This window comes from Acidovorax sp. SRB_24 (assembly GCF_012931925.1).
Window position 1 is genome coordinate 56,856 of the sequence record NZ_MWOM01000004.1, and the last position, 22,122, is coordinate 78,977.

The window sequence follows — 22,122 nt, forward strand, 5'->3', positions numbered from 1 at the left end:
ACATGGCAGAGAAATCGAACGATGTGGTGCTGCGGGTGGCAGGCATTTCCAAGCGCTTTGGCGGTTTGCAGGCTTTGTCCGACGTCAGCATCACGATTGAGCGCGGGCAGGTGTATGGCCTCATCGGCCCCAACGGCGCCGGCAAGACGACCTTCTTCAATGTGATCACCGGCCTCTACACGCCCGATGCGGGCGCCTTCGAGCTGGCCGGCAAGCCCTATGAACCCACGGCCGTGCACAAGGTGGCCCAGGCCGGCATTGCGCGCACCTTCCAGAACATCCGGCTGTTTGCTGAAATGACGGCGCTCGAAAACGTCATGGTCGGCCGCCACATCCGCACCAAGTCGGGGCTGGTGGGCGCGGTGCTGCGCACCAAGGGTTTCAAGCAGGAAGAGGCGGCCATTGCCAAGCGCGCGCAGGAGCTGCTCGACTATGTGGGCATCGGCAAGTTTGCGGACTACAAGGCGCGCACCCTGAGCTACGGTGACCAGCGCCGCCTGGAGATCGCGCGGGCGCTCGCCACCGACCCGCAGCTGATCGCGCTGGATGAGCCCGCCGCCGGCATGAACGCGACCGAAAAAGTCCTGCTACGCGAGCTGATCGACCGCATCCGCAAAGACGACCGCACGATCCTGCTGATTGAGCACGATGTGAAGCTCGTGATGGGCCTGTGCGACCGTGTCACGGTGCTCGATTACGGCAAGCAGATCGCCGAAGGGACGCCGTTTGACGTGCAGAAGAACGAAAAAGTGATTGAGGCCTACCTGGGCACCGGAGGACACTGAGCATGGCCGACAACACATCCAAGAAAATTTTGCTGAAGGTGACGGGCCTGCGGGTGGCCTACGGCGGCATCCAGGCGGTCAAGGGCGTGGATTTCGAGGTGCACGAGGGCGAACTGGTCTCGCTGATCGGCTCCAACGGCGCCGGCAAGACCACGACCATGAAGGCCATCACCGGCACGCAACCGATCAGCGATGGAGATATCGAGTACCTGGGCCACAGCATCAAGGGCAAAGGACCGTGGGACCTGGTCAAGCAAGGCCTGGTGATGGTGCCCGAAGGCCGCGGCGTGTTTGCGCGCATGAGCATCACCGAAAACCTCAAAATGGGCGCCTACACACGCAACGACAAGGCGGGGATCCTGGCCGATATCGAAAAGATGTTCGTGCTGTTTCCCCGCTTGCGCGAGCGCAAGGACCAGCTGGCCGGGACCATGTCGGGCGGCGAGCAGCAGATGCTGGCCATGGCGCGCGCGCTGATGAGCCAGCCCAAGGTCCTGCTGCTCGACGAGCCGTCCATGGGTCTGTCGCCCCTCATGGTCGACAAGATCTTCGAAGTGGTGCGCGACGTGTACGCGCAGGGCGTCACGGTGCTCTTGGTCGAGCAAAACGCCAGCCGCGCGTTGGCCATTGCCAACCGGGGCTATGTGATGGAGTCGGGCCTGATCACCATGACCGGACGGGGCCACGACCTGCTCAATGACCCCAAGGTGCGGGCAGCTTATCTGGGCGAATAAGCTGCGCGGCTTGGACCCAAACCGCGCCAACGACGCAAAGGCACTGCAGTGAGGGCAGTGCCTTTTTTTGTGGCATCGCGCTCCCGTGGGCCCATCCGAGGGCGCCGCCGCCGTGGTGAGCTATTGATTCAGGAGCTTGTAACGCCCTATCGGTAAGCGTTACGGCCTGTTTTTGTGTTTTTTCTGTGCACCCATGATGTTCCTGCAAACGCTCCCCATCTCCGTCCAGACCGTGGCCTTGCTGGGGGCGAGCAATGTTTTCATGACCTTCGCGTGGTACGGCCATTTGAAGAACTTGGCGGCCGCGCCGTGGTACATCGCTGCCCTCGTGAGCTGGGGCATCGCGCTGTTCGAGTACCTGCTGCAGGTGCCGGCCAACCGCATCGGTTTCACGCTTTTCAATGTGGGCCAGCTGAAAATTCTCCAAGAGGTGATCACGCTGGTGGTGTTCGTTCCGTTTGCTGTGCTGTACCTGGGCCAGCCGTTCAAATGGGACTATCTGTGGGCAGGCCTGTGCAGCTGGGCGCGGTGTATTTCATTTTTCGCAGCGCCTGAACCGGGCCTGGAGTGTCACAAAGCCGTCAGCTTTCTGTGGCAGTGGCGTCTTGGGGGCACGGTTAAACTCCCCCGGTTCACGCAGAACGCATGGGGGTTTTCCATGCTTGCGCCATTTTTGTTTTCCGATTCCCTTGAGGAGTTCTCATGCTGTTTGGCAAGCTTTTGCCGCGCGAAGGTAATTTTTTCGAGATGTTCAACCAGCATGCGGACCGCATCGTGGATGCCTCGCACGCCTTTTCGCAACTCGTCGCAAACTACAACGACCCGCACCTGCGGGACAAATACAACCAAGACGTGGACAACGCCGAGCGCGCAGCCGACCGCGTGACGCACGAGGTCAACAAGGCCGTGCACAAGACCTTCATCACGCCGATTGACCGTGAGCAGATCCACTCGCTGATCAACACCATGGACGATGTGGCCGACCTGATCCAGGACGCCGCCGAGACCATGGCGTTGTACGACGTGCGCCACATGACCGACGAGATCAAGCGCCTGACCGACCTGAACGTCAGATGCTGCGAACGCGTGCGCGATGCGGTCAAGCTGCTCGCCAAGCTGGCCGACCCGAGCGCGGCCGAGGCGGCGCTCAAGACCTGCGAGGAAATCGACCGCCTGGAGAGCGATGCCGACCGCGTCATGCGTTCTGCGATGAGCAAACTGTTCCGCGAGGAGCCCGATGTGCGCGAGCTGATCAAGCTCAAGGCCATCTACGAACTGCTGGAGACGGTCACGGACAAGTGCGAGGACGTGGCCAACCAGATCGAGGGCATCATCCTCGAGAACTCCTGAGCGCGGCGGGCTTCACAAGCATGGAAACCGTACAAACCGCCCTGTGGGTCGTCGTGCTCCTGGTGGCGCTGGCCATCGTGTTTGACTTCATGAATGGCTTCCACGACGCCGCCAACTCGATTGCGACCGTGGTCTCTACCGGGGTGCTCAAGCCCGGTCAGGCCGTGGTGTTCGCGGCATTTTTCAATTTTGTCGCCATTTTTGTCTTCCACCTGAGCGTGGCGGCCACGATTGGCAAAGGCATTGTCCAGCCCGGCGTGGTCGACACCCACGTGGTGTTCGGTGCCCTGGTCGGGGCCATTTCCTGGAACCTCATCACCTGGTATTACGGCATCCCGAGCAGCTCCTCGCATGCGCTGATCGGCGGCATCGTCGGCGCCGTGATCGCCAAGGCCGGTGCCGGCTCGCTGGTGTCCTCGGGCATTTTGAAGACGGTGGCCTTCATCTTCGTCTCGCCGCTGCTGGGGTTCTTGCTCGGCTCGCTGATGATGGTGGCGGTGGCCTGGATCTTTCGCCGTACGCGCCCGAGCAAAGTGGACAAATGGTTCCGCCGGCTGCAGCTGGTCTCGGCCGGCGCGTACAGCCTGGGCCATGGCGGCAACGATGCCCAGAAGACTATCGGCATCATCTGGCTGCTGCTGATCGCCACCGGCTATGCCTCGACCAGCGATGCATCGCCGCCGACCTGGACCATCGTGTCGTGCTACGCGGCCATCGGCCTCGGCACCATGTTTGGTGGCTGGCGCATCGTCAAGACCATGGGCCAGAAGATCACCAAGCTCAAGCCCGTGGGCGGCTTCTGCGCCGAAACGGGCGGCGCCATGACGCTGTTCCTGGCGACCATGCTGGGCATTCCGGTGTCGACCACGCACACCATCACGGGTGCCATTGTTGGCGTCGGCTCCACGCAGCGTGCCAGTGCCGTGCGCTGGGGCGTGGCGGGCAACATCGTCTGGGCCTGGATCCTGACCATCCCGGCCAGCGCCTTCGTCGCCTCGGTCGCTTACTGGGCCAGCCTGCAGTTGTACTGAGCCCGCAAGTGCTATTAAAAAAAGAGCTTCCAGCGCTTGCTACATAAGCGCTGGAAGCTCTTTTTGCTTGAAGTGGGTGTTATTGCGAAATCTTGCGCGCTTCCTCGATCTGGTACTCGAAGTAGCGCTGGAAGCTGAAGGCCAGGCTGGCCATGAGCACGGCGGTTCCCACCAGCAGGGAAAAGGCGATGGCGGCAATCGTGAACCAGTGGGTGCGTCCTGGGCTGGCCTCCGGGGAGGCGCCGGGGTTGAAGCGGGCATTCCAGCGGTCGGGCGTCATCAGCCCATAAAGGATCGCGCGCAGGGCGCAGGCCGCAATCGTGAAGCCCAGCAGCGGAATCAGGAACCAGCTGAGCTGGTCGTCCTGGCCGAACTGCTGCACGCGCTCGATGCCGTAAATGCCCAGCGCCGTGGGGATGGGCAGCAGCCAGCCGATCATGTCGGTCAGGCCATGGAGGTAGAAGCGGTGCAGGCCCAGCGGCCCGCCGAGAAAGGCCAGCCAGGCCGCGACGGTCTTGTTTTTCATGGGCTGCATTATTCAGGCGAAGTGCGGTCGCCCGCGCCCAAGGGCTTTTCCATCAGCACGATGTCGCGCCAGGCGCCGTGCAGCACATGGTGGGCGTAGATCGCGGTGATCGGCAGCAAATCGCCGTCGCGGCTGGGGCGGATGGGTGGCATCGGGTAAACAACGATATAATTTCAGGCTTTGCAGCGTGTCGCTGGCCGGGTGGCCATGTCGCGTGTCTCAACGTTGCGAACACTGGGCTTGAGGCGCATGGCGTCGGTCCACCACCCGAAGGATAAATCATGGTCGTCATTCGACTCTCCCGCGGCGGCTCGAAGGGCCGTCCTTTCTTCAATATCGTCGTGGCCGACAAGCGCGTGCGCCGTGATGGCCGTTTCATCGAGCGCATCGGTTTCTACAACCCCACCGCCAAGGAAAGCGAAGAAGGTCTGCGCATTGCGCAAGACCGCCTGAGCTACTGGGTGGGCGTGGGCGCCCAGTCGTCCCCCACCGTGGACCGCCTGATCAAGCAAGCCGCCAAAAAGGCTGCCTGAGTCCGGTTCCCGAACAAGGGCGGGTTCGTCGGTCCCCACTGACGAACCCGCCCTTTGCCATTTCTGCAGACCCCACCATGACCACTGAACTCACTCTCGAGCCCGCCGACCTGCCCGCAGATGCGGTGGAGGTCGGGCGCATCACCGACGCCTGGGGCGTCAAGGGCTGGCTCAAGGTGCTGTCCCACAACACCGATCCGCAGGCGCTGCTGGCTGCGCGCAGCTGGTACCTGCAGCCCAGCGAACGGGGTGCGCGCACTTTCAATGGCACGGTCCAGTTGGCCATCCGCCAAGCGCGCCCGCATTCCGACTCCATCGTGGCGTGGGCGCAAGGCATCGACGACCGCAATGCCGCCGAGCTGCTGCGCGGCGCGCGCATCTTCGTGCCGCGTTCGGACTTTCCGCAGCCCCAGGCCGACGAGTACTACTGGGTCGATCTGATCGGCCTTGATGTCGTCAATCGCGAAGGTGTGGTGCTGGGGCAGGTGCGCGAGCTCATGTCCACCGGCCCGCAGACCGTGCTGGTGCTGGAGGCCGAGCAAGAAGGCAAGTCCATCGAGCGCATGATCCCCTTCGTCTCGGCCTTCATCGACAAGGTCGAGCTGCCAGAGCGCCGCATCACGGTCGACTGGCAGCCCGACTACTAAGGGCAGGCGCCTGCCTGACCGCGCGCCATGCGCTTTGACGTCATCACCCTGTTTCCCGAGCTGTTTGGCCCGTTTCTGGCCAGCGGTGTGACGCGCCGCGCCTACGCCTCGGGGCAGGTCGATGTGCGCCTGTGGAACCCGCGCGACCATGCCGAAGGCAACTACCGCCGCGTCGACGACCGTCCGTTTGGGGGCGGCCCGGGCATGGTGATGATGGCGCCGCCCCTGGCGCGCTGCTTGGCGGCAATCCGCGCAGAACGGGCCGAGGGGCCGGGTGGAGAGGCGCCGGTGGTGCTGTTTTCGCCCATTGGCGCGGCGCTGGACCATGCGGGCGTGGAGCACTGGTCGGCCAGTGGCGGTGCGATTTTGCTGTGCGGTCGCTACGAGGGCATCGATCAGCGCTTCATCGACGCGCATGTCAATGTGCAGATCAGCCTGGGCGATTTTGTGCTTTCTGGTGGCGAAATCGCCGCCCTGGCCTTGCTGGACGCCGTGGCGCGCCTGCAGCCCGGGGTGCTGAACGACGAAGGCAGCCACCAGCTCGACAGCTTCAACCCCGCACTCGACGGCCTGCTCGACTGCCCGCACTACACGCGGCCCGAAGAGTGGGAGGGTCGCCCCGTGCCGCCCGAGCTGCTGTCGGGCCACCACGCGCACATCGAGCGCTGGCGCCGCGCCCAGCGCCTGGCTCTCACGGCACGGCACCGCCCCGACCTGATCGAAGCGGCGCGCGCGGCAGGGCGCTTGGCGCCGGCGGACGAGGCCGAGCTGGCCAAGCGCTGCTGAGTGGTTATAATCGGAAGCTTTTCGATCCTCTGGCCGGCCGCCCTGCAACGATGTTGCGGGCCTGAACGTCAATCCCGACGCTGCCACTTATGGCGCGGACACGATCGTTGGATGCAACCATGAACCTGATCCAGACCCTCGAAGCGGAAGAAATCGCCCGCCTCGGCAAGACCATCCCCGAATTCGCGCCCGGCGATACGGTCATCGTGAGCGTCAACGTGGTCGAAGGCACGCGCAAGCGCGTCCAGGCCTACGAAGGCGTCGTGATCGCCAAGCGCAACCGCGGCCTCAACAGCGGCTTCACCGTGCGCAAGATCTCCAGCGGCGAAGGCGTGGAGCGCACGTTCCAGACCTACAGCCCGCTGATCGCCAAGATCGAAGTCAAGCGCCGTGGTGACGTGCGCCGTGCCAAGCTGTACTACCTGCGCGAGCGCAGCGGCAAGTCGGCACGCATCAAGGAAAAGCTGCCACAGCGCGTCAACAAGGCGGCTGCTGCTGCTGCGACGGCTGCATAAAAGCCCCGCCGCCTTGAGCGCCCGAGCCGCTACAGCCATTGGTCTGTAGCGGCTTTTTCTTTTTTCCAGCCCCGACTGCCGTGTCCTTGCCTCCTGTCCCTGTGTCGCCGGTCATCACGTCCTTGTCATCGCTGCCCGACTTCGACCCGCGCCTCGTGCCGGTGGTGGGTGTGGACGCGCACCTGCCCGCCGTGCGCGCGCAGGCGCAGACGCCCGAGGCCCTGCGCCGGCGTTTTGCAGCGCCGCCCGTGTGGCAACCCGAGGTGGTGCAGGAAAAGAGCTTTTCGAACCGCTCGCCGGCCCATGCCGCGGTGCTGGTCCCCATCGTGTTGCGCGACCAGCCTACGGTGCTGCTGACCGAGCGCACGGCGCACCTGTCCACGCATTCGGGACAGGTGGCGTTTCCGGGGGGGCGTGCAGACCCTGAAGATGCCGATGCCGCTGCCACTGCCCTGCGCGAGGCCCGCGAAGAGGTCGGGCTCGACGCGCGCTTCGTCGAGGTGCTGGGCGCACTGCCGACCTACGTGACCGGCTCGTCCTTCCTCATCTCGCCGGTGGTGGCGCTGGTGCAGCCCGGCTGCGTGCTGCACCCCAACCCCTACGAGGTAGCCGAAATTTTCGAAGTGCCCCTGGCCTTTTTGCTCGATCCGGCACACCACCAGCGCCATGTGTTCGAGTGGCAGGGCGTGCGCCGCGAGTGGTTTTCCATGCCCTACCAAGAGGGCGCCAAGAGCCATTACATCTGGGGCGCCACCGCGGGCATGCTGCGCAATTTCTACCGCTTCATGCAGGCCTGAGCCGCACTGCGCTCCCACCCGCCGCCAAAGTGCCGTGGGCTGGGTATCATTCGGCTCCATGAGTTTCTTCGCCATCCTGTTCGCCTTGCTGATCGAGCAGGCCCGGCCGCTGGCTGCGGGCAATGCCATCCACGCCGGACTGCGTGCCTGGGCACTGGCCATGGGCCGCGACTTCGATGCCGGCAAACCGCACCATGCCTGGCTGGCCTGGACCCTGGCGGTGCTCGTACCTGCACTGGTGGCGCTGGGCGTGCACTGGTTGCTGATCTGGGGCCTGGGCTGGCCCTTTGCCGTGCTGTGGAATGTGGCGATCCTCTATCTCACGCTGGGCTTTCGCCAGTTCAGCCACCATTTCACGGGCCTGCGCGATGCGCTCGAAGAGGGTGACGAAGACCGTGCGCGGGCGTTGCTGGCGCAGTGGCAGCAGGTGGATGTGGGCGCGCTGCCGCGCAGCGAGATCGTGCGCCACGTGATCGAGTACTCGGTCCTGTCCGCGCACCGCCACGTGTTCGGGGTGTTGGCCTGGTTTTCGGTGCTGGCGGCGCTGGGCCTGGGTCCGGCGGGCGCAGTGCTGTACCGCATGGCGGAGTTCATGGCGCGCTATTGGAAGCACCCGCGTGGCACGGCAGCCCAGCACTCCGCCAGCGCTGCATTGCAGCGTGCCTCCACGTTGGCCTGGATGGCGCTGGACTGGCTGCCGGCGCGGCTCACGGCGCTGTGCTTTGCCGTGGTCGGCAGCTTCGAGGAGGCCATCGAAGGCTGGCGCTTTCACGCGCAGCGCTTTCCCAATGACAACGACGGCGTGGTGCTGGCGGCCACGGCCGGAGCACTCAATGTGCGCCTGGGCGGTGAGGCGCTGAAGGCGCGCATCGAACTGCTGGCGCCGCAGGGCTTCGAGGTCGATGCCGACATCGGCGACAGCGACAGCACGCCGGGCCGCGAGCCCGAGGTGGGGCACCTGCGCAGCGTGGTGGGGCTGGTCTGGCGCTCGGTGGTGGTGTGGCTGCTGCTGCTGGCGCTGCTGACGCTGGCGCGCCTGCTCGGTTGAGGCCGGGTGCCGCGGGCACGGCTCAGTAGCGGCTGTGGCTCAGTTCGGCAAATAATTCACTGTAAATTTTATAGCGCGTGGCGCTTATGCCGTCTGCGTTAGAGGCGTTTTCGACCGCATCCAGAACGCCGCAGCCCGGTTCGTGCAGGTGCGTGCAGTTGTAGAACCTGCAGTCTGTCGCGTGGGCCGCGATGTCGGGCATGCAGGCAGCCAGCTGCATGGGCGCAATGTGGTGCAGACCAAATTCCTGAAAACCCGGCGAGTCGATGAGCGCCGTGGTCCGTCCTTCGTCCACCCAGTACAGGGCCGTGCTGGTGGTCGTGTGCTTGCCCGAGTTCAGTGCCTGCGAGATTTCGCCCGTCAGCACGGTGGCGCCGGGCACCAGCAGGTTGATCAGGGTGCTCTTGCCCGAGCCCGAGGGGCCGAGCACCAGCGTGGTCTTGCCGCGCAGGTGCTGCAGCAGCAGGTTGCGGTCCACATCCCCCGAGGCGGTCAGCGACAGCGGCAGAACGCCATAGTGGTGCTGGCCGTCGCTGCCGAGCATGTGGCGGTAGGGCTGCAGGCGCGCCCAGGCGCGCGCAAAGGGCTCGACCAGGTCGGTCTTGTTGAGTGCGATCAGCGGCGTGATGCGGGCCGCCTCCGCCGCGATGAGCGCGCGCGCCAGCTGGCTCTCGGAAAACACCGGCTCGGCGGCAATCAGGATCAGCACCTGGTCGAGGTTCGCAGCGAACGACTTGGTGCGGATCTCGTCCTGGCGGTAAAACAGGTTGCGCCGCTCCTGGACTTTCTCGATCGTGCCCTCGTGGCCCTGGCCAGCCGGAGCGGCTTGCCACAGCACCTGGTCGCCCACGACGGCCTGGCTTTTCTTGCCGCGCGGGTGGCAGATGCGGCGCTGGCCGTCGGGCGTTTCGACCACGCAGTGGCGCCCGTGGCTGGCCACCACCAAGCCCGACATGAGCGCACTGCGTTCGCTCATGTCATGCCTGCAGCAGGGCGTCGATGCGCGCGGCGCAGTCAAAGTCGGTGGCCGAGAGGCCGCCCACGTCGTGGGTGTTCAGGCGCACCACGCAGCGGTTGTAGTGCACCGACAGGTCGGGGTGGTGGTCCTGCGTGTGCGCGATGAAGGCCAGTGCGTTCACGAAAGCTATGGTCTCGTAGTAGTTGGCAAAGCGGTAGGTCTTCTCAATGGCCACGTCGGCGCCGTCGCCGCTCAGCGACCAGCCCTCGACCTTCGCCAGGTTTGCTACTACTTCTGTAGCTGTCAGCGCACGCCGGGTCTGCGCAGACCAGTCTTTTTTCTTCAACATTGTCATGGTGCCAGGGCGGGGATGGGCATGCGCGCCAGCCGTTCGCTGGCGGGTGGGTGCGAGTAATAGAACTTCACGTACACCGGATCGGGGGTGAGGGTGGAGGCGTTGTCCTGGTAGAGCTTGAGCAGGGCCGAGGCGAGGTCTGCGCCGCGTGTGTGGGCCATGGCATAGGCATCGGCCTGGAATTCGTCATGGCGCGAGAGCTGGGCGAACAGCGGCGCGAGGAACACGGTGAACACTGGCACCGTCAGCAGGAACAGCAGCAAGGCCAGGGCGTCGTTGGGGGCTGCGGAGGCGTTTGGCACCAGCAGCGCCAGACTGGGGCGCACGCCCAGGCCGGTGTAGAACCAGGTCTGCGTGGACAGCCAGCCCAGCAGCGCAAAGCCGGCCAGGCTCAGGGCAAACAGCGCGGCCATGCGCTTTGCGATGTGGCGGTGGTGGAAGTGCCCCAGCTCATGCGCCAGCACGGCCTCGACCTCGTCCGGAGCGAGTTGGCGCAACAGCGTGTCATAGAACACCACGCGCTTGGCGGCCCCAAAGCCCGTGAAGTAGGCGTTGGCGTGCGCACTGCGGCGGCTGCCGTCCATCACGAACAGGCCCTTGGCCGAAAAGCCGCAGCGCTGCATCAGGGCCGTGACGCGCGCCTTGAGCGACGCGTCTTCGAGCGGCTGGAATTTGTTGAACAGCGGTGCGATCACGGTGGGATAGACCACCATCAGCAGCAGGTTCAAGCCCATCCACAGTCCCCAGGCCCACAGCCACCACAGGCTGCCGGCGGCGCCCATGAGCCACAAGATCAGTGCCGCGATGGGCAGGCCGATGAGGGCGCCGACCGCCGTCGACTTGAGCAGGTCGGCGAGCCACAGGCGCAGCGTGGTCTGGTTGAAGCCAAAGCGCTGCTCGATCACAAAGGTCTGGTAGAGCGTGGCCGGCAGGTCGATCAGCCCGCTAATGAGCGCAAATGCCGCCAGCAGCGCCAGCTGCTGCGCCATGCCGCCGTCCAGCGCAGCGAGGAGTGCCTGGTTGAGTGCGTCCAGCCCGCCCAGCACCGTCCATCCCAGCAGCACCGCGGCGCCCAGCGCCATCTCCAGCAGCCCAAACCGCGTCTTGGCGATGGTGTAGTCGGCCGCCTTCTGGTGGGCCTCCAGGGCAATGCGCCCGGCAAACGCGGGCGGCACGCTGGTGCGGTGGCGCGCCACATGCCGAATCTGGCGCGAGGCCAGCCAGAGCTTGAGCAGCAGACCGAGAACCAGCACGGCGACAAAGGCCAGGGTGAGGGCCAGCGAAGGCGGGAAGGAATCGGGCGAAGCGGCAGGCATGACGCGCGAGTGTAGGGCATAGGCGACAATGCCGCCCATGCCAGAAACCTCTCCCACCTCCCCGCCAACCCTCGCCAAATCCGACCAGAACCTGGTCTGGCTCGACTGTGAAATGACCGGCCTGGACCCGCAGGCCGAGCGCATCATCGAAATCGCCGTGGTCGTCACCGGCCCTGGCCTGGAGCCGCGCATCGAAGGCCCGGTGCTGGTCATCCACCAGTCCGACGAGCTGCTGGGCAAGATGGATGCCTGGAACAGGGGCACGCACGGCAGGAGCGGCCTGATCGACAAGGTCAAGGCTTCGACGCTGACCGAAGAGCAGGCGCAGCAGCAGATCATCGACTTCTTGGCGCGCTACGTGCCCAAGGGCAAGGTGCCGCTGTGTGGCAACAGCATCGGCCAGGACCGACGCTTCCTGGCGCTCTATATGCCCAGGCTGGAAGCCTTCTTCCATTACCGCAACGTCGATGTGAGCACGCTCAAGGAGCTGGCCAAGCGCTGGAAGCCCGAGGCTTACAGCAGTTTCAAGAAGGCACAGAAACACACGGCGCTGGCCGATGTGCATGAGTCGATCGAAGAGCTTGCGCACTACCGCACCCACCTGCTGGCGATCTAGGTGCTTGCGGGAAAACCCGTATCTATGGCATAATCGCCCACTGCACCGCATCCGCCGTGCAGATTGCGCATCTCCCTTCACACACCGGGTCTGCGAACTTGCCGGACGGCCCCAAGCCGCCGCCTTGAGTCTCGCGTCAAATACCCAACCGCACTGGCCACGCCAGTGCAGGTTTCGTCTGATGGTTGATGTTTTTTAACCATTGACGAAGCCATCGCAGGCTGCGCTTGCGATCGTATTCGTGTGAGAAAAATACATGACCGACACTTTTCAAGTGCAGGGCGAATTCGCGCCTGCTGAATCCTTTGCTGCCGAAATTTCCGTGCAGGACACCATTGAAACCACCGTCGACGCAGCGGTGACCGCTGAGCCGAACGGCTTCATCGAACTGGGCCTGGCCACCGAGCTGGTGCAGGCCGTGGCCGACCTGGGCTACACCCAGCCCACCAGCGTACAAGCCAAGGCCATTCCCCTGGCCATGGGCGCCGGCGCCGAAGGCGGCCGTTTCATCGACCTGATGGTCTCCAGCCAGACCGGCAGCGGCAAGACCGCAGCTTTCCTGCTGCCCGTGCTGCACACGCTGATCCGCCAGCAGGCCGAAGCCGAAGCCGAAGCCCGTGCCGAATACGAACGCGCTGCCGCCGAGGCCGTGGCACGCGGCGAAGCGCCGCCCAAGCGCGCCAAGCGCAAGGACCCCACGAACACCCGCAACTTCAAGCCTGCGGTGCCTGGCGCGCTGATCGTCTGCCCGACGCGTGAGCTGGCCCAGCAGGTCGCGCACGACGCCATCGACCTGGTCAAGCACGCCCGTGGTCTGCGTGTGGCCAACGTGGTGGGCGGCATGCCCTACCAGTTGCAAATTGCCAAGCTGCAAAACGCCGACCTGGTGGTGGCCACCCCAGGCCGCCTGCTGGACCTGCAGCGCTCGATGCAGATCAAGCTCGACAAGGTGCAGTTCCTCGTGGTGGACGAAGCCGACCGCATGCTCGACCTGGGCTTTTCGGACGACCTGGCCGAGATCAACCAGCTCACCAGCCAGCGCAAGCAGACCATGATGTTCAGCGCCACGTTTGCGCCGCGCATTCAGCAGCTGGCCATGCGCGTGATGCACGACGGTGGTTCCTCGGTCAAGAAGATCCAGATCGATACGCCCCACGAAAAGCATTCGAACATCAAGCAGGTGCTGTACTGGGCCGACAACGCCCAGCACAAGCGCAAGATGCTGGACCACTGGCTCCGTGACACCACGATCAACCAGGCCATCGTTTTTGCCAGCACCCAGGTGGAGTGCGACGGCCTGGCCGCCGACCTGCAGCAGGAAGGCTTCAGCGCCGTGGCGCTGCACGGCGCCCTGAGCCAGGGCCTGCGCAACCGCCGCCTGATGGCGCTGCGCCAAGGCCAGGTGCAGATCCTGGTGGCCACCGATGTGGCAGCGCGCGGCATTGACGTGCCCACGGTGACCCACGTCTTCAACTACGGCCTGCCCATGAAGGCCGAGGACTACACGCACCGCATTGGCCGCACCGGCCGTGCCGGCCGCGACGGTCTGGCAATCACTTTTGCCGAGTTCCGCGACCGCCGCAAGATTTTCGACATCGAAGGCTACAGCCACCAGCAGTTCAAGGCCGAGGTCATTCCGGGTCTGGAGCCGGTGCAGCGCTTCCCGCAGGGCGGCAGCCGCCCGCAAGGCGACTTTGGCGGCGGCCGTGGCGGCCCCTCGCGCGACCGCAAGTTCGGTGGCCCCGCACGCGGCGGTGACCGCGATCGCGGCGGCTTTGGTGGTGGCTATGCCGGCAGCAGCGGTTTCAACGACCGCCAGCGCACGCAGGGCCGTCCGGGCGACGACCGTCCGCATGGCGGCAGCGGCGGTGGTTTTGGTGGCGGCTTCGGCGCGCCGCGTGACGACCGCGGCTTTGCACCGCGCCGCGACGGCGAAGGCTACGGCCGCAAGCCTGGTTTTGGCGATGGCGCGCGCGCTGGCTTTGGTGCGCGCAACGAGGGTGGCGCACCGCGTGGCGACTTTGCCCCGCGCAATGAAGGTGGCGCACCCCGCGGCGACTTCGCACCGCGCAAGCCGGCGTTTGCCAAGCCCGGTGCAGGCAAGCCTTTCGTGCCGCACGACGCGCGCAAGCGTCCTGCCCGTCCCGCCCGCTGATCGCGCGCAATTCCATTGAAACCGGCCCTGAAAGGGGCCGGTTTTTTTGTGCCTGTTAGGCTGCAGTTATGCGTCCAGGGCGTAGCCGTACAAGCGCTCTGGCGGCACGCGCGCGAGCAGGCTGCGGTCGGTCGCAGCCCCGGTCACCGCATAGGCCGGGTCTGAAGTGTCGCGCTGCAGGGTGCTTGTCACGCTGCGGCCCTGGGCGTCGCTGACGGCGGCGACCAGCGGGGTGCGCGCTTCGGCGCCGCGCCGAAGCACCACGCCCAGCTCGCCCGAGGCCAGCTGCACCAAGTCGCCGGGCGGATAAATGCCCATTTCCTTGATCACTGCCATGGACAGGGGGCCGCCTTGGTCGTCGCGGAACATCTGCCGTGCAGCTTCCTGGATCGACAGCGGCGCCCTGAGCGTGCGCGGGCTGATGCGCGCCATGAAGACGTCGGCCATGCGCAGCACCTGTGCGGGTTCATCCACCGCAGCAGCCCCCGTGGGGCAGCCACCGCCGCCGACCTGTTCGTGGTGCTGGCGCACGGCGGCAAGCCAGCCGGCGTCGGTGATACCGGCGCGCTCCAGCAGAGCGGCACTGTCATGGGGGTGTTGGCGAATCAGGGCACGCTGGCGGTCCAGCACAGGATGGTCCTGGTGCGCCATTTGTCCTTGCAGATCGGCAATGCTGGCATTCATGGTGAGTGCGGCCTGCGTGAGCTGCAGGATGCGCTCCGGAGTCCAGCCCAGGCGCTGCGCCATCAGCAGAGCCAACAGCGCGGTGTAGACCGAATGGCTGTAGCCATAGCGCAGGTGGCGCGCCTGATCCTGCCGCACGGCCATGAAGAGGGCGATGTCGGTGTCCAGCGCCGCCAGTTCCAAGATCTCTGTCGCCAGGGCGTGGATGCGCGGTGCAAAGCCGGCTTTCTGGTCCGGCAGTGCGGGCAGCAGCAGTTCCAGCGTGTCGATGGCACCGGTCCAGCGCGCATAAATGCTTTGGATGGTACGCGGCGGGGGGGCCTGGGCCGCAGCCAATGCACGGACCTCCTCGGCGTCCACATACATGCCGCGCTCAAGCAGCATTTCCAACTGCGATTCGTTGCGAACCACATAGGCCTTTGCCAGCAGCAGGGTGCAGTCGCGGTTGCGCACATTCCAGGGCAGTGGCACGCCGATCTGGATTTGCGCCTCCACCAGTTTCAATAGCTGCATTTCAATCCCTCACGCTGGCCGCAGTGGCCTCCTCAGTATTCCGGACTGCTATGCAGCAGGTAATACATTGTTACAGGTAAGCATGGGCAAGGCCATGGGCTTTAGGTGGGGTGGGCCGTCCGGCCGATCTCGGGCCAGCGGTGATGCAGGTAGATCCAGGCGGCCAGGCCAATGCACATCAGTGCCATCGAGGCAAAGGCCAGCAGCACCGTCGAATGCATGATCAGGGGCACGAGCACGCCAGCGACCAGCCCGTTGGCCACCGAGCCCACAAACGCCTGCAGGGACGATGCCATGCCGCGCCTCTCGGGGTACAGGTCCAGCACCAGCAAGGTCACCACAGGCACCATCAGTGCCCAGCCGAACGAAAAAACCGCGATGGGAAACAGCGCCCACGACACGTGCACGGGCAGCAGCAGGTTGGCCGCCAGGTTGAGGAGGGAAACCGTGAGCATGATCACAAAGCCATGGCGGATCTGGCGCTTGGGGGCGATCCGGCCGGCCAAGCGGCCACTGAGCCAGGCGCCGCTCATGATGCCCGAGATGGTCATCATGAAGAACCAGAAGAACTGCGTGGGCTGCAACCCCAGGTGCTCTCCCAGAAAGGCCGGGGCCGCCAGCACGTATAAAAACATGCCGTTGAACGGCACGCCGCTGGCCAGCGCGAGCAGCACGAAGCGCGGGCTGGACCCCAACTGCCAGTAGCCGCGCATCAGGTGTTTCACACTCAGAGGCTGGCGATGCTCCGCATGCAATGTTTCTGGCAGAAGGCGAAAGTTGGCGATCCACAGCGCGACCCCGACCAGCGTCAGGAACCAGAAGATGCTGTGCCAACCGGCGTGCACATACAGCCAGCCCCCCACCATCGGCGCGATGGCGGGTGCCACGCCGAAGTAAATGGTGACCTGGCTCATGACCTTTTGGGCCTGCGCGGGCGCAAACATATCGCGGATGACGGCGCGTGACACCACAATGCCTGCGCCGGTGGACAGTCCCTGCAGCGCGCGGAACACCACCAGCTGGCCCACGGTTTGGGACAGCGCGCAACCGGCCGACGCCAGTGTGAACATGGCAATGCCCCACAGCACCACAGGCCGGCGACCAAAGCTGTCGGCCAGTGCGCCATGGAACAGGTTCATGAATGCAAAGCCGAACAGGTACGCCGAGAGCGTCTGTTGCATCTCGATCGGTGAAGCGCCCAGGGTGTGCGCCATGCCCGAGAACGCAGGCAGGTAGGTGTCGATGGAGAACGGACCGAGCATGCCCAGCACCGCCAGCAGGGCGGCCAGGGCCCAGCGGGGGGCTTTCCAGAGAAGGTGCGCGTCGGGGTTCATGAGAGCGGAAGGGAGGGGGCAGGAGCAGGCGGTGAAAGCGGCTCAAGATACCCGATTTCTGCGCGCCGGAAGGAATGACCGGCTTCCGGCATGCGCCAGGGGCGGCACGAAAAATTCAGGACGCAGGCGCCGGTCCCATCCATGGGCACCGAACCTTGAAGGCTGGGTTTCAAGCGCTGCCCCGGTACAGGCAAAACGCCGGCCCCGACCTTTATTCCGTCTACGCAGCCGGCTGCGTGGTCAATGGCGTGCAGTTGCGTATTGGCACGATCAGCTTCTTGCCGAATGATCCACTTGCAAGGAGGCCGGCCATCCAGCTGGCGTTCGCATACCTGCTGGTGCAGGCGGTGTGGTACGCATTCGGTGAAAGGTTCAAGAGCCAGTTGCTGGTCATCAGGGCTATGTGGTCGGGTGCTAGGAAGCCTGACCTGCTACCGCAACCACGAATCGGCTTTCGGCCATTTCTGACCAAAGCGCATACAGCCGGCACATGCTCCCCTTCGCTGCCACACAATGAGAGGGAGAAAATCCTTGATCGAGGCATGTCTGGTGCCCCTCCAAAGACTAGGGTTGCGCCAGGGCTGACAGCCGCTCCCGCGTCGCCCGTGCCACGTCCTTCACCCAAGGCTGTGCCGCCCAGTGCTGTGCCGCAAAGGCGTTGATCTGGTCGGTGTACGAGAGCGACGCACCGATCACATCCAGCCCCTGCAAGAACATGCGCTGGTGCCGGTCTGACAGCGTGAAGCTGGCCTGGTGTTGCGCACTGCGCACCACGCGGCGCTGTACATCAATCTCCAGCGCCAAGGGACCGGACAGTGGGGCTGCTTCGTGCATGAAGGCCTGTACATCGGCTTCGGGCACCATGGCCAGCAGCAGGCGGTTGTTGAGGGCGTTGGAATAAAAGATCTCGCCAAAGCTCGATGCCACGACGGCTTTGAAGCCATATTGTTGCATGCCCCACACGGCATGCTCGCGGCTGGAGCCGCAGCCGTAGTTGGAACCCGCAATCAGCACATCCACCGCCGAAAAGGCGGGCTGGTTGAGCACAAAGTCCGGGCGCGGCTGTCCTGCGCCGTCAAAGCGCAGGTCGTACAGCAGGCCCGGTGCCAGGCCCGATTTGTCGATGCCGCGCAAAAATTGCTTGGGCATGATCTGGTCGGTGTCGAGGTTGGGCGTGGCCAGCACGGCGGCGTGGCCACGCAGCACGGCGTGGTCCGTGCGGGTAACGGGGGAGTCGGTCATGCGTGAAAAGTCTCCAGGGTGCGCACATCGGTGATACAGCCGGTGACGGCCGCCGCTGCCGCCATGGCCGGGCTCATGAGGTGCGTGATCGCGCCCCGGCCCTGGCGGCCCTCGAAGTTGCGGTTGGTGGTGGATGCGCAACGCTGTCCAGGGGCCAGCACGTCGTCGTTCATGGCCAGACACATGGAGCAGCCCGGTTGGCGCCATTCAAAGCCCGCAGCCTGCAAGAGGCTGGCGATGCCTTCGGCCTCGGCCTGCGCCTTCACGGCGCCCGAGCCGGGCACGACCATGGCGCGCACACCCGGCGCCACATGGCGCGTGCCCACCACCTTGACCACTTCGCGCAGGTCTTCGATGCGCGCATTGGTGCACGAGCCGATGAACACATGCTGCACCGCCACGCCCTGCAGCGCCTGCCCGGCGTTGAGCGCGGTGTAGCGCAGGGCCTGCTCGGCACTGCTGCGCTGCACGGCATCGGCCATGCTGGCGGGTTGCGGCACGGTGGCGTTGATGGCCATGGCCTGGTCGGGACTGGTGCCCCAGGTGACAAAAGGAGCCACCTCACTCGCGTCAAAGCGGTGCTCCACCTCAAACACGGCATCGGCATCACTGTGCAGGGTGGCCCACTGCGCCAGTGCACGGTCACGCAGATCGCCTGTGATGTCGGGGGTGCGGGCCAGCACGTAGTCGATGGCGGTGCGGTCCGGCGCAATCAGCGCGCCGCGCGCCCCTGCCTCCACCGCCATGTTGCACAGGGTGAAGCGCGCCTCCACCGACAGCGCGCTGATCGCGCTGCCGCAGAACTCCACTGCATAGCCGCGCGCGCCCTGGGCGCCGATGCGGCTGATGATCAGGAGGATCAAATCCTTGGCGGTCGTGCCCGTGGGCAGCACGCCGTCCACGCGGATGCGCATGTCTTGCGCCAGCCGGTATACCAGGGTCTGCGTGGCCAGCACATGTTCCACCTCGGACGTGCCAATGCCAAACCCCAGCGCGCCCAGCGCACCGTAGGTTGTGGTATGGCTGTCGCCGCAGATGATGACCATGCCCGGGCGCACCATGCCATGCTCGGGCGCGACCACGTGCTCTATGCCTTGCAGCGGGTCATTGGTGTCGAACAGCGGGATGTGGTGCCGTTCGCAGTTGGACTTCAGGTTGCTTGCCTGCAGCGCAGACGGAGGGTCCTGAATGATGCGGTGGCGCATCGGGTGCGTGGGAATGATGTGGCTCACCACCGCCACGTTCTGGCCCGGAACGGGCACGCCGCGCCCGGCTTCGTGCAGGCCTGCAAAGGCCTGTGGACTGGTGTATTCGTTCATCAGGTGCAGGTCGCAGAACAGCAGCACGTTCTGCTCGTCCAGCGCCGCGACCGTGTGCGATGCCACCAATTTTTGGTAAAGGGTTTGGCGGGGTATTGGGGAATGGGTCATGCGTTGGTTTCCAGCAAGAAGGGCAAGGCGGCTGCCAGCAGGGCGTCGGGTGCCTCTTCGGCGATGTAGTGACCGCAGGGCAAGGCATGTCCGCGCACGTCGGCCGCCACGCGTTGCCACTCGGTCAGCGGCGTGAAGCACTGCTGCACCACTCCCTGCTCACCCCACAGGACCAGCAGCGGCATGCCCAGCTGCCGGCCCGCATCGCGATCGGCGCGGTCGTGCAAAAGGTCAATGCCGGCAGCGGCGCGGTAGTCCTCACAGATGCCATGGGCTGTGCCCGGCAGCGCCAGGCAGCGCGTGTACTCGGCCAGCGCCCTTGGATCGAACGGGGCCAGGCCCGCGCTGCGCCGGCCCATCACGTCGTGAACATACGCAGCAGGGTCGGCCTCGATCAGGCGCTCGGGCAGCGGTGCGGGCTGGATCAGGAAGAACCAATGCCAGTAGGCGCGGGCAAACGCATTGCCGGTCTGCTCGTACATGGCCAGCGTGGGCGCAATATCCAAGAGCACCATGCGCTGCACGGCCGCAGGGTGGTCTGCCGCCAACCGGTGCGCCACGCGCGCACCCCGGTCGTGTGCCAGCACCGCAAAGCGAGCGTGGCCTAGATGTTGCATCACAGCCCGCATATCGGCGGCCATCGTGCGCTTGCTGTAGTTGGCGTGGTCCGCATCACCGTCGGGCTTGGCCGAGTCGCCATACCCACGCAGGTCGGCCAGCACCAGCGTGAAATGCCGTGCCAGTGCAGGCGTCACCTTGTGCCAGAGGGCCGAGGTCTGCGGATGCCCATGCAGCAGCAGCAAGGGCGGGCCGTTGCCACCCACCAGCGCCTGGATGTGCTGGCCGTCCGGCGTGGGTATGCGCTGCGGGGCAAATCCAGGAAACAGAGATGAGCCGGTCATTGCAGATAACGTGCTTCAGTCGCGAGGCGAGGCTTATCACTCGGTAGTGATACCGCGCTCCTTGATGAGCTTGGCCCACCGGGGCATTTCCTTCTCCAACCGCGCGCGGGCTTGCTCTGGGGTGGAAGGCATGGGGTCGAAGCCGTCCTTGGTCATGCGCTCTTTCAGCGCCACAGTGCCGAGCGCTTGGTTCAGTGCGGTGTTGAGCTTGTCAATGACGGGTTTGGGCGTGCCCGCTGGAGCGAACACGATGAACCAGGTTTCAAACGAATAGTTGGGCAGGCCCGCCTCGGCAATGGTGGGCACATCGGGCATCTGGGCCGAGCGCTTGGCGCCTGTCACGCCCAACGCGCGCAATTTGCCCGCCTGCACATGCGGTTGTGCCGCTGATAGCACGGGAAAACTCAGCGCCACCTGGCCCGACATGGTGTCGAACATCGCCGGGCCGCCGCCCCGGTAGGGGATGTGCACGATGGGCACGCCGGCCACTGCCTTGAACAGCTCGGCCGACATGTGGAAGGTGCTGCCCGCCCCGGCCGAGCCGTAGGAATACTTGCCAGGCTCCGCCTTGAGCAGCGCCACCAGCTCCTTGATGTTCTTTGCCGGCAGACTGTTGTTGACCACCAGCACATGCTGCGAACTGGCCACCAGGCCGATCGGGGCCAGGTCCTTAAGGGTGTCGTACGGCATCTTGGCCGTGAGCGCGGGGTTAATGGCCAGGGAAACGGTCTGCAAACCAATCGTGTAGCCATCGGGCGCGGCCTTGGCCACCATGTCCACCCCGATGTTGCCGCCCGCGCCACCCTTGTTCTCAATGAACATCGAGCCACCCAGCGCCTTGCCCCATTCATCACTCACCAGGCGTGCGGCAATGTCGGCACTGCCACCGGGCGCATAGGGCACCACCAGCTTAATGGCCTTGGTCGGATAAGCCTGCGCCAGGGCGGCGGTGGAAAGCAGCGCAAGCGCGGCGGTGGCCGCCATGCGACGGGTCAGGGAGGGCCAAACAGGGGTGTGCTTCATGGGAATTGTCTCCTGGTGAGGGTGCTGCGTTATTTGAAGTCATCTTATGGGTGATTGAAAAACGCATAAAGTCATTCAAAATCACTTCATTCATAAATCAAACGCACGAATTGCCCGGCATGGACGGATTTTCAGACCTGCGCTTTTTTGCCCTGCTGATGAAAGAAGGCAGCCTGGCCGCTGCCGCTCAGCAGATGGGTATCACGCCTCCGGCCGTCAGTCGGCGCCTGGCGCAACTGGAGCATCGCCTGGGCGTGCGCCTGCTGCACCGAACCACCCGCCGCATCGGTTTGACACCCGAGGGCGAAACCTATTTGCTGGACGGCGCCCGCATCCTGAGCGACCTGGAGGCGCTGGAGCGCACCGTGGCGGGCGCACGCAGTTCCCCGCGCGGACTCATCAAGCTGGCCGCCACGCTGGGCTTTGGTCGCGTGCGCATTGCACCGGCCCTGTCGGCCTTTGCGCGGGCTTACCCCGAGGTGGAAGTTCAACTGCACCTCACCGACCGGCCGGTGAATCTGGTGGAGCAAGGCTTCGATGCGGCCGTGCGTTTTGGGGATTTGCCCGACTCGCGCCTCACCGCGCGCCGGCTTCTGGCCAACCAGCGCGTCCTGTGCGCGGCACCCGCCTACCTGGCAGGAGCGGGCGAGCCAGCCCAGCCGGCGGACCTGCTGGCCCACCAGTGCATCGTGATCCGCGAGAGTGATGAAACCTATGGCACCTGGCACCTGCGCCAGGGGGAGCGGCAAGAGACGGTGAAGGTGCGCGGGATGCTCAGCACCAACGATGGCAGCGCCGCCACCCACTGGGCCCTGCAAGGCCACGGTGTGCTCATGCGCTCC

Annotated in this window: 23 protein-coding genes and 2 pseudogenes; 14 read left to right on the forward strand and 11 right to left on the reverse strand. The window is 65.1% G+C overall.

Annotation, left to right across the window (positions count from 1 at the left end; all coding sequences use genetic code 11):
• Nucleotides 1-2 precede the first annotated feature (2 nt).
• From B2J89_RS02150 to B2J89_RS02170, 5 genes and pseudogenes are all read left to right on the forward strand, one after another.
• Nucleotides 3-785 (forward strand): ABC transporter ATP-binding protein, encoded by a 783-nt coding sequence (locus B2J89_RS02150; protein WP_169167585.1) that lies wholly within the window; start codon nt 3-5, stop codon nt 783-785.
• A 2-nt stretch (nt 786-787) separates the two neighbouring features.
• On the forward strand, nt 788-1,519 hold the full coding sequence (locus B2J89_RS02155; RefSeq protein ID WP_169167586.1) for an ABC transporter ATP-binding protein: 732 nt from the start codon (nt 788-790) through the stop codon (nt 1,517-1,519).
• Between the two features lie 193 nt (nt 1,520-1,712).
• Nucleotides 1,713-2,074: pseudogene (locus tag B2J89_RS02160) on the forward strand (DMT family protein).
• Between the two features lie 147 nt (nt 2,075-2,221).
• On the forward strand, nt 2,222-2,869 hold the full coding sequence (locus B2J89_RS02165; RefSeq protein ID WP_169167587.1) for a DUF47 domain-containing protein: 648 nt from the start codon (nt 2,222-2,224) through the stop codon (nt 2,867-2,869).
• A 20-nt stretch (nt 2,870-2,889) separates the two neighbouring features.
• Complete coding sequence (locus B2J89_RS02170) at nt 2,890-3,900, forward strand: inorganic phosphate transporter (protein ID WP_169167588.1); 1,011 nt, start codon at nt 2,890-2,892, stop codon at nt 3,898-3,900.
• Nucleotides 3,901-3,979: 79 nt separating this feature from the next.
• Here B2J89_RS02170 and B2J89_RS02175 read toward each other — a convergent pair whose 3' ends face one another.
• The gene (locus tag B2J89_RS02175; RefSeq protein WP_169167589.1) at nt 3,980-4,426 is read right to left on the reverse strand and encodes an NINE protein; all 447 of its coding nucleotides are present in this window, start codon (nt 4,424-4,426) and stop codon (nt 3,980-3,982) included.
• Nucleotides 4,427-4,434: 8 nt separating this feature from the next.
• Nucleotides 4,435-4,503, reverse strand: a pseudogene (locus B2J89_RS23165) (GNAT family N-acetyltransferase); the annotation flags it as partial.
• A gap of 204 nt (nt 4,504-4,707) precedes the next feature.
• Between B2J89_RS23165 and rpsP the strand changes: the two are divergent.
• The 6 genes from rpsP to B2J89_RS02210 all read left to right on the forward strand — a co-directional run bounded on the left by rpsP (nt 4,708) and on the right by B2J89_RS02210 (nt 8,752).
• Complete coding sequence (gene rpsP, locus B2J89_RS02185) at nt 4,708-4,959, forward strand: 30S ribosomal protein S16 (RefSeq protein ID WP_169167591.1); 252 nt, start codon at nt 4,708-4,710, stop codon at nt 4,957-4,959.
• A 77-nt stretch (nt 4,960-5,036) separates the two neighbouring features.
• On the forward strand, nt 5,037-5,606 hold the full coding sequence (rimM, locus tag B2J89_RS02190) for a ribosome maturation factor RimM (RefSeq protein WP_169167592.1): 570 nt from the start codon (nt 5,037-5,039) through the stop codon (nt 5,604-5,606).
• A gap of 27 nt (nt 5,607-5,633) precedes the next feature.
• Nucleotides 5,634-6,392 carry a tRNA (guanosine(37)-N1)-methyltransferase TrmD gene (gene trmD / locus B2J89_RS02195; protein ID WP_169167593.1) on the forward strand — a complete coding sequence of 253 codons (759 nt, stop codon included), beginning with the start codon at nt 5,634-5,636 and terminating at the stop codon, nt 6,390-6,392.
• A 119-nt stretch (nt 6,393-6,511) separates the two neighbouring features.
• Nucleotides 6,512-6,907 (forward strand): 50S ribosomal protein L19, encoded by a 396-nt coding sequence (rplS, locus tag B2J89_RS02200; RefSeq protein WP_169167594.1) that lies wholly within the window; start codon nt 6,512-6,514, stop codon nt 6,905-6,907.
• 86 nt (nt 6,908-6,993) lie between these two features.
• Nucleotides 6,994-7,704 (forward strand): CoA pyrophosphatase, encoded by a 711-nt coding sequence (locus B2J89_RS02205; RefSeq protein WP_240964696.1) that lies wholly within the window; start codon nt 6,994-6,996, stop codon nt 7,702-7,704.
• A 58-nt stretch (nt 7,705-7,762) separates the two neighbouring features.
• Nucleotides 7,763-8,752: a CobD/CbiB family protein gene (locus B2J89_RS02210; RefSeq protein WP_169167595.1), complete on the forward strand. Its 990-nt coding sequence runs from the start codon at nt 7,763-7,765 to the stop codon at nt 8,750-8,752.
• 22 nt (nt 8,753-8,774) lie between these two features.
• Here B2J89_RS02210 and rsgA read toward each other — a convergent pair whose 3' ends face one another.
• The 3 genes from rsgA to B2J89_RS02225 are packed head-to-tail and all read right to left on the reverse strand — an operon-like array spanning nt 8,775 to nt 11,381.
• The gene (gene rsgA, locus B2J89_RS02215; RefSeq protein WP_169167596.1) at nt 8,775-9,728 is read right to left on the reverse strand and encodes a ribosome small subunit-dependent GTPase A; all 954 of its coding nucleotides are present in this window, start codon (nt 9,726-9,728) and stop codon (nt 8,775-8,777) included.
• Nucleotide 9,729: 1 nt separating this feature from the next.
• Nucleotides 9,730-10,065, reverse strand: coding sequence for a 4a-hydroxytetrahydrobiopterin dehydratase (locus tag B2J89_RS02220; RefSeq protein WP_169167597.1), 336 nt, complete (start codon nt 10,063-10,065; stop codon nt 9,730-9,732).
• Nucleotides 10,062-11,381: a M48 family metallopeptidase gene (locus tag B2J89_RS02225; protein ID WP_169167598.1), complete on the reverse strand. Its 1,320-nt coding sequence runs from the start codon at nt 11,379-11,381 to the stop codon at nt 10,062-10,064. Before B2J89_RS02225 ends, B2J89_RS02220 begins: the two co-directional genes overlap by 4 nt.
• A gap of 37 nt (nt 11,382-11,418) precedes the next feature.
• Here B2J89_RS02225 and orn point away from each other — a divergent pair, with 37 nt between their 5' ends.
• On the forward strand, nt 11,419-11,997 hold the full coding sequence (gene orn / locus B2J89_RS02230; protein WP_169167599.1) for an oligoribonuclease: 579 nt from the start codon (nt 11,419-11,421) through the stop codon (nt 11,995-11,997).
• Between the two features lie 256 nt (nt 11,998-12,253).
• Nucleotides 12,254-14,152 (forward strand): DEAD/DEAH box helicase, encoded by a 1,899-nt coding sequence (locus B2J89_RS02235; protein WP_169167600.1) that lies wholly within the window; start codon nt 12,254-12,256, stop codon nt 14,150-14,152.
• A 66-nt stretch (nt 14,153-14,218) separates the two neighbouring features.
• On the opposite strand, the gene B2J89_RS02240 is transcribed toward B2J89_RS02235, so the two are convergent.
• The 6 genes from B2J89_RS02240 to B2J89_RS02265 all read right to left on the reverse strand — a co-directional run bounded on the left by B2J89_RS02240 (nt 14,219) and on the right by B2J89_RS02265 (nt 21,280).
• The gene (locus B2J89_RS02240; RefSeq protein ID WP_169167601.1) at nt 14,219-15,349 is read right to left on the reverse strand and encodes an HD-GYP domain-containing protein; all 1,131 of its coding nucleotides are present in this window, start codon (nt 15,347-15,349) and stop codon (nt 14,219-14,221) included.
• Between the two features lie 101 nt (nt 15,350-15,450).
• Entirely contained in the window at nt 15,451-16,683 is a 1,233-nt protein-coding gene (locus B2J89_RS02245) for a multidrug effflux MFS transporter (protein WP_169167602.1), read from the reverse strand.
• A gap of 564 nt (nt 16,684-17,247) precedes the next feature.
• The gene (gene leuD, locus B2J89_RS02250; protein ID WP_169167603.1) at nt 17,248-17,925 is read right to left on the reverse strand and encodes a 3-isopropylmalate dehydratase small subunit; all 678 of its coding nucleotides are present in this window, start codon (nt 17,923-17,925) and stop codon (nt 17,248-17,250) included.
• Nucleotides 17,922-19,355, reverse strand: coding sequence for a 3-isopropylmalate dehydratase large subunit (gene leuC, locus B2J89_RS02255; protein WP_169167604.1), 1,434 nt, complete (start codon nt 19,353-19,355; stop codon nt 17,922-17,924). Before leuC ends, leuD begins: the two co-directional genes overlap by 4 nt.
• Nucleotides 19,352-20,257: an alpha/beta fold hydrolase gene (locus B2J89_RS02260; protein WP_169167605.1), complete on the reverse strand. Its 906-nt coding sequence runs from the start codon at nt 20,255-20,257 to the stop codon at nt 19,352-19,354. Before B2J89_RS02260 ends, leuC begins: the two co-directional genes overlap by 4 nt.
• A 36-nt stretch (nt 20,258-20,293) precedes the next feature.
• A complete protein-coding gene (locus B2J89_RS02265) occupies nt 20,294-21,280 on the reverse strand; it encodes a tripartite tricarboxylate transporter substrate binding protein (protein WP_169167606.1) in 987 nt (328 codons plus the stop codon).
• Between the two features lie 119 nt (nt 21,281-21,399).
• Between B2J89_RS02265 and B2J89_RS02270 the strand changes: the two genes are divergently transcribed.
• Nucleotides 21,400-22,122: LysR family transcriptional regulator (locus B2J89_RS02270; RefSeq protein WP_169167607.1), on the forward strand; the 723-nt coding region annotated here is incomplete at its 3' end.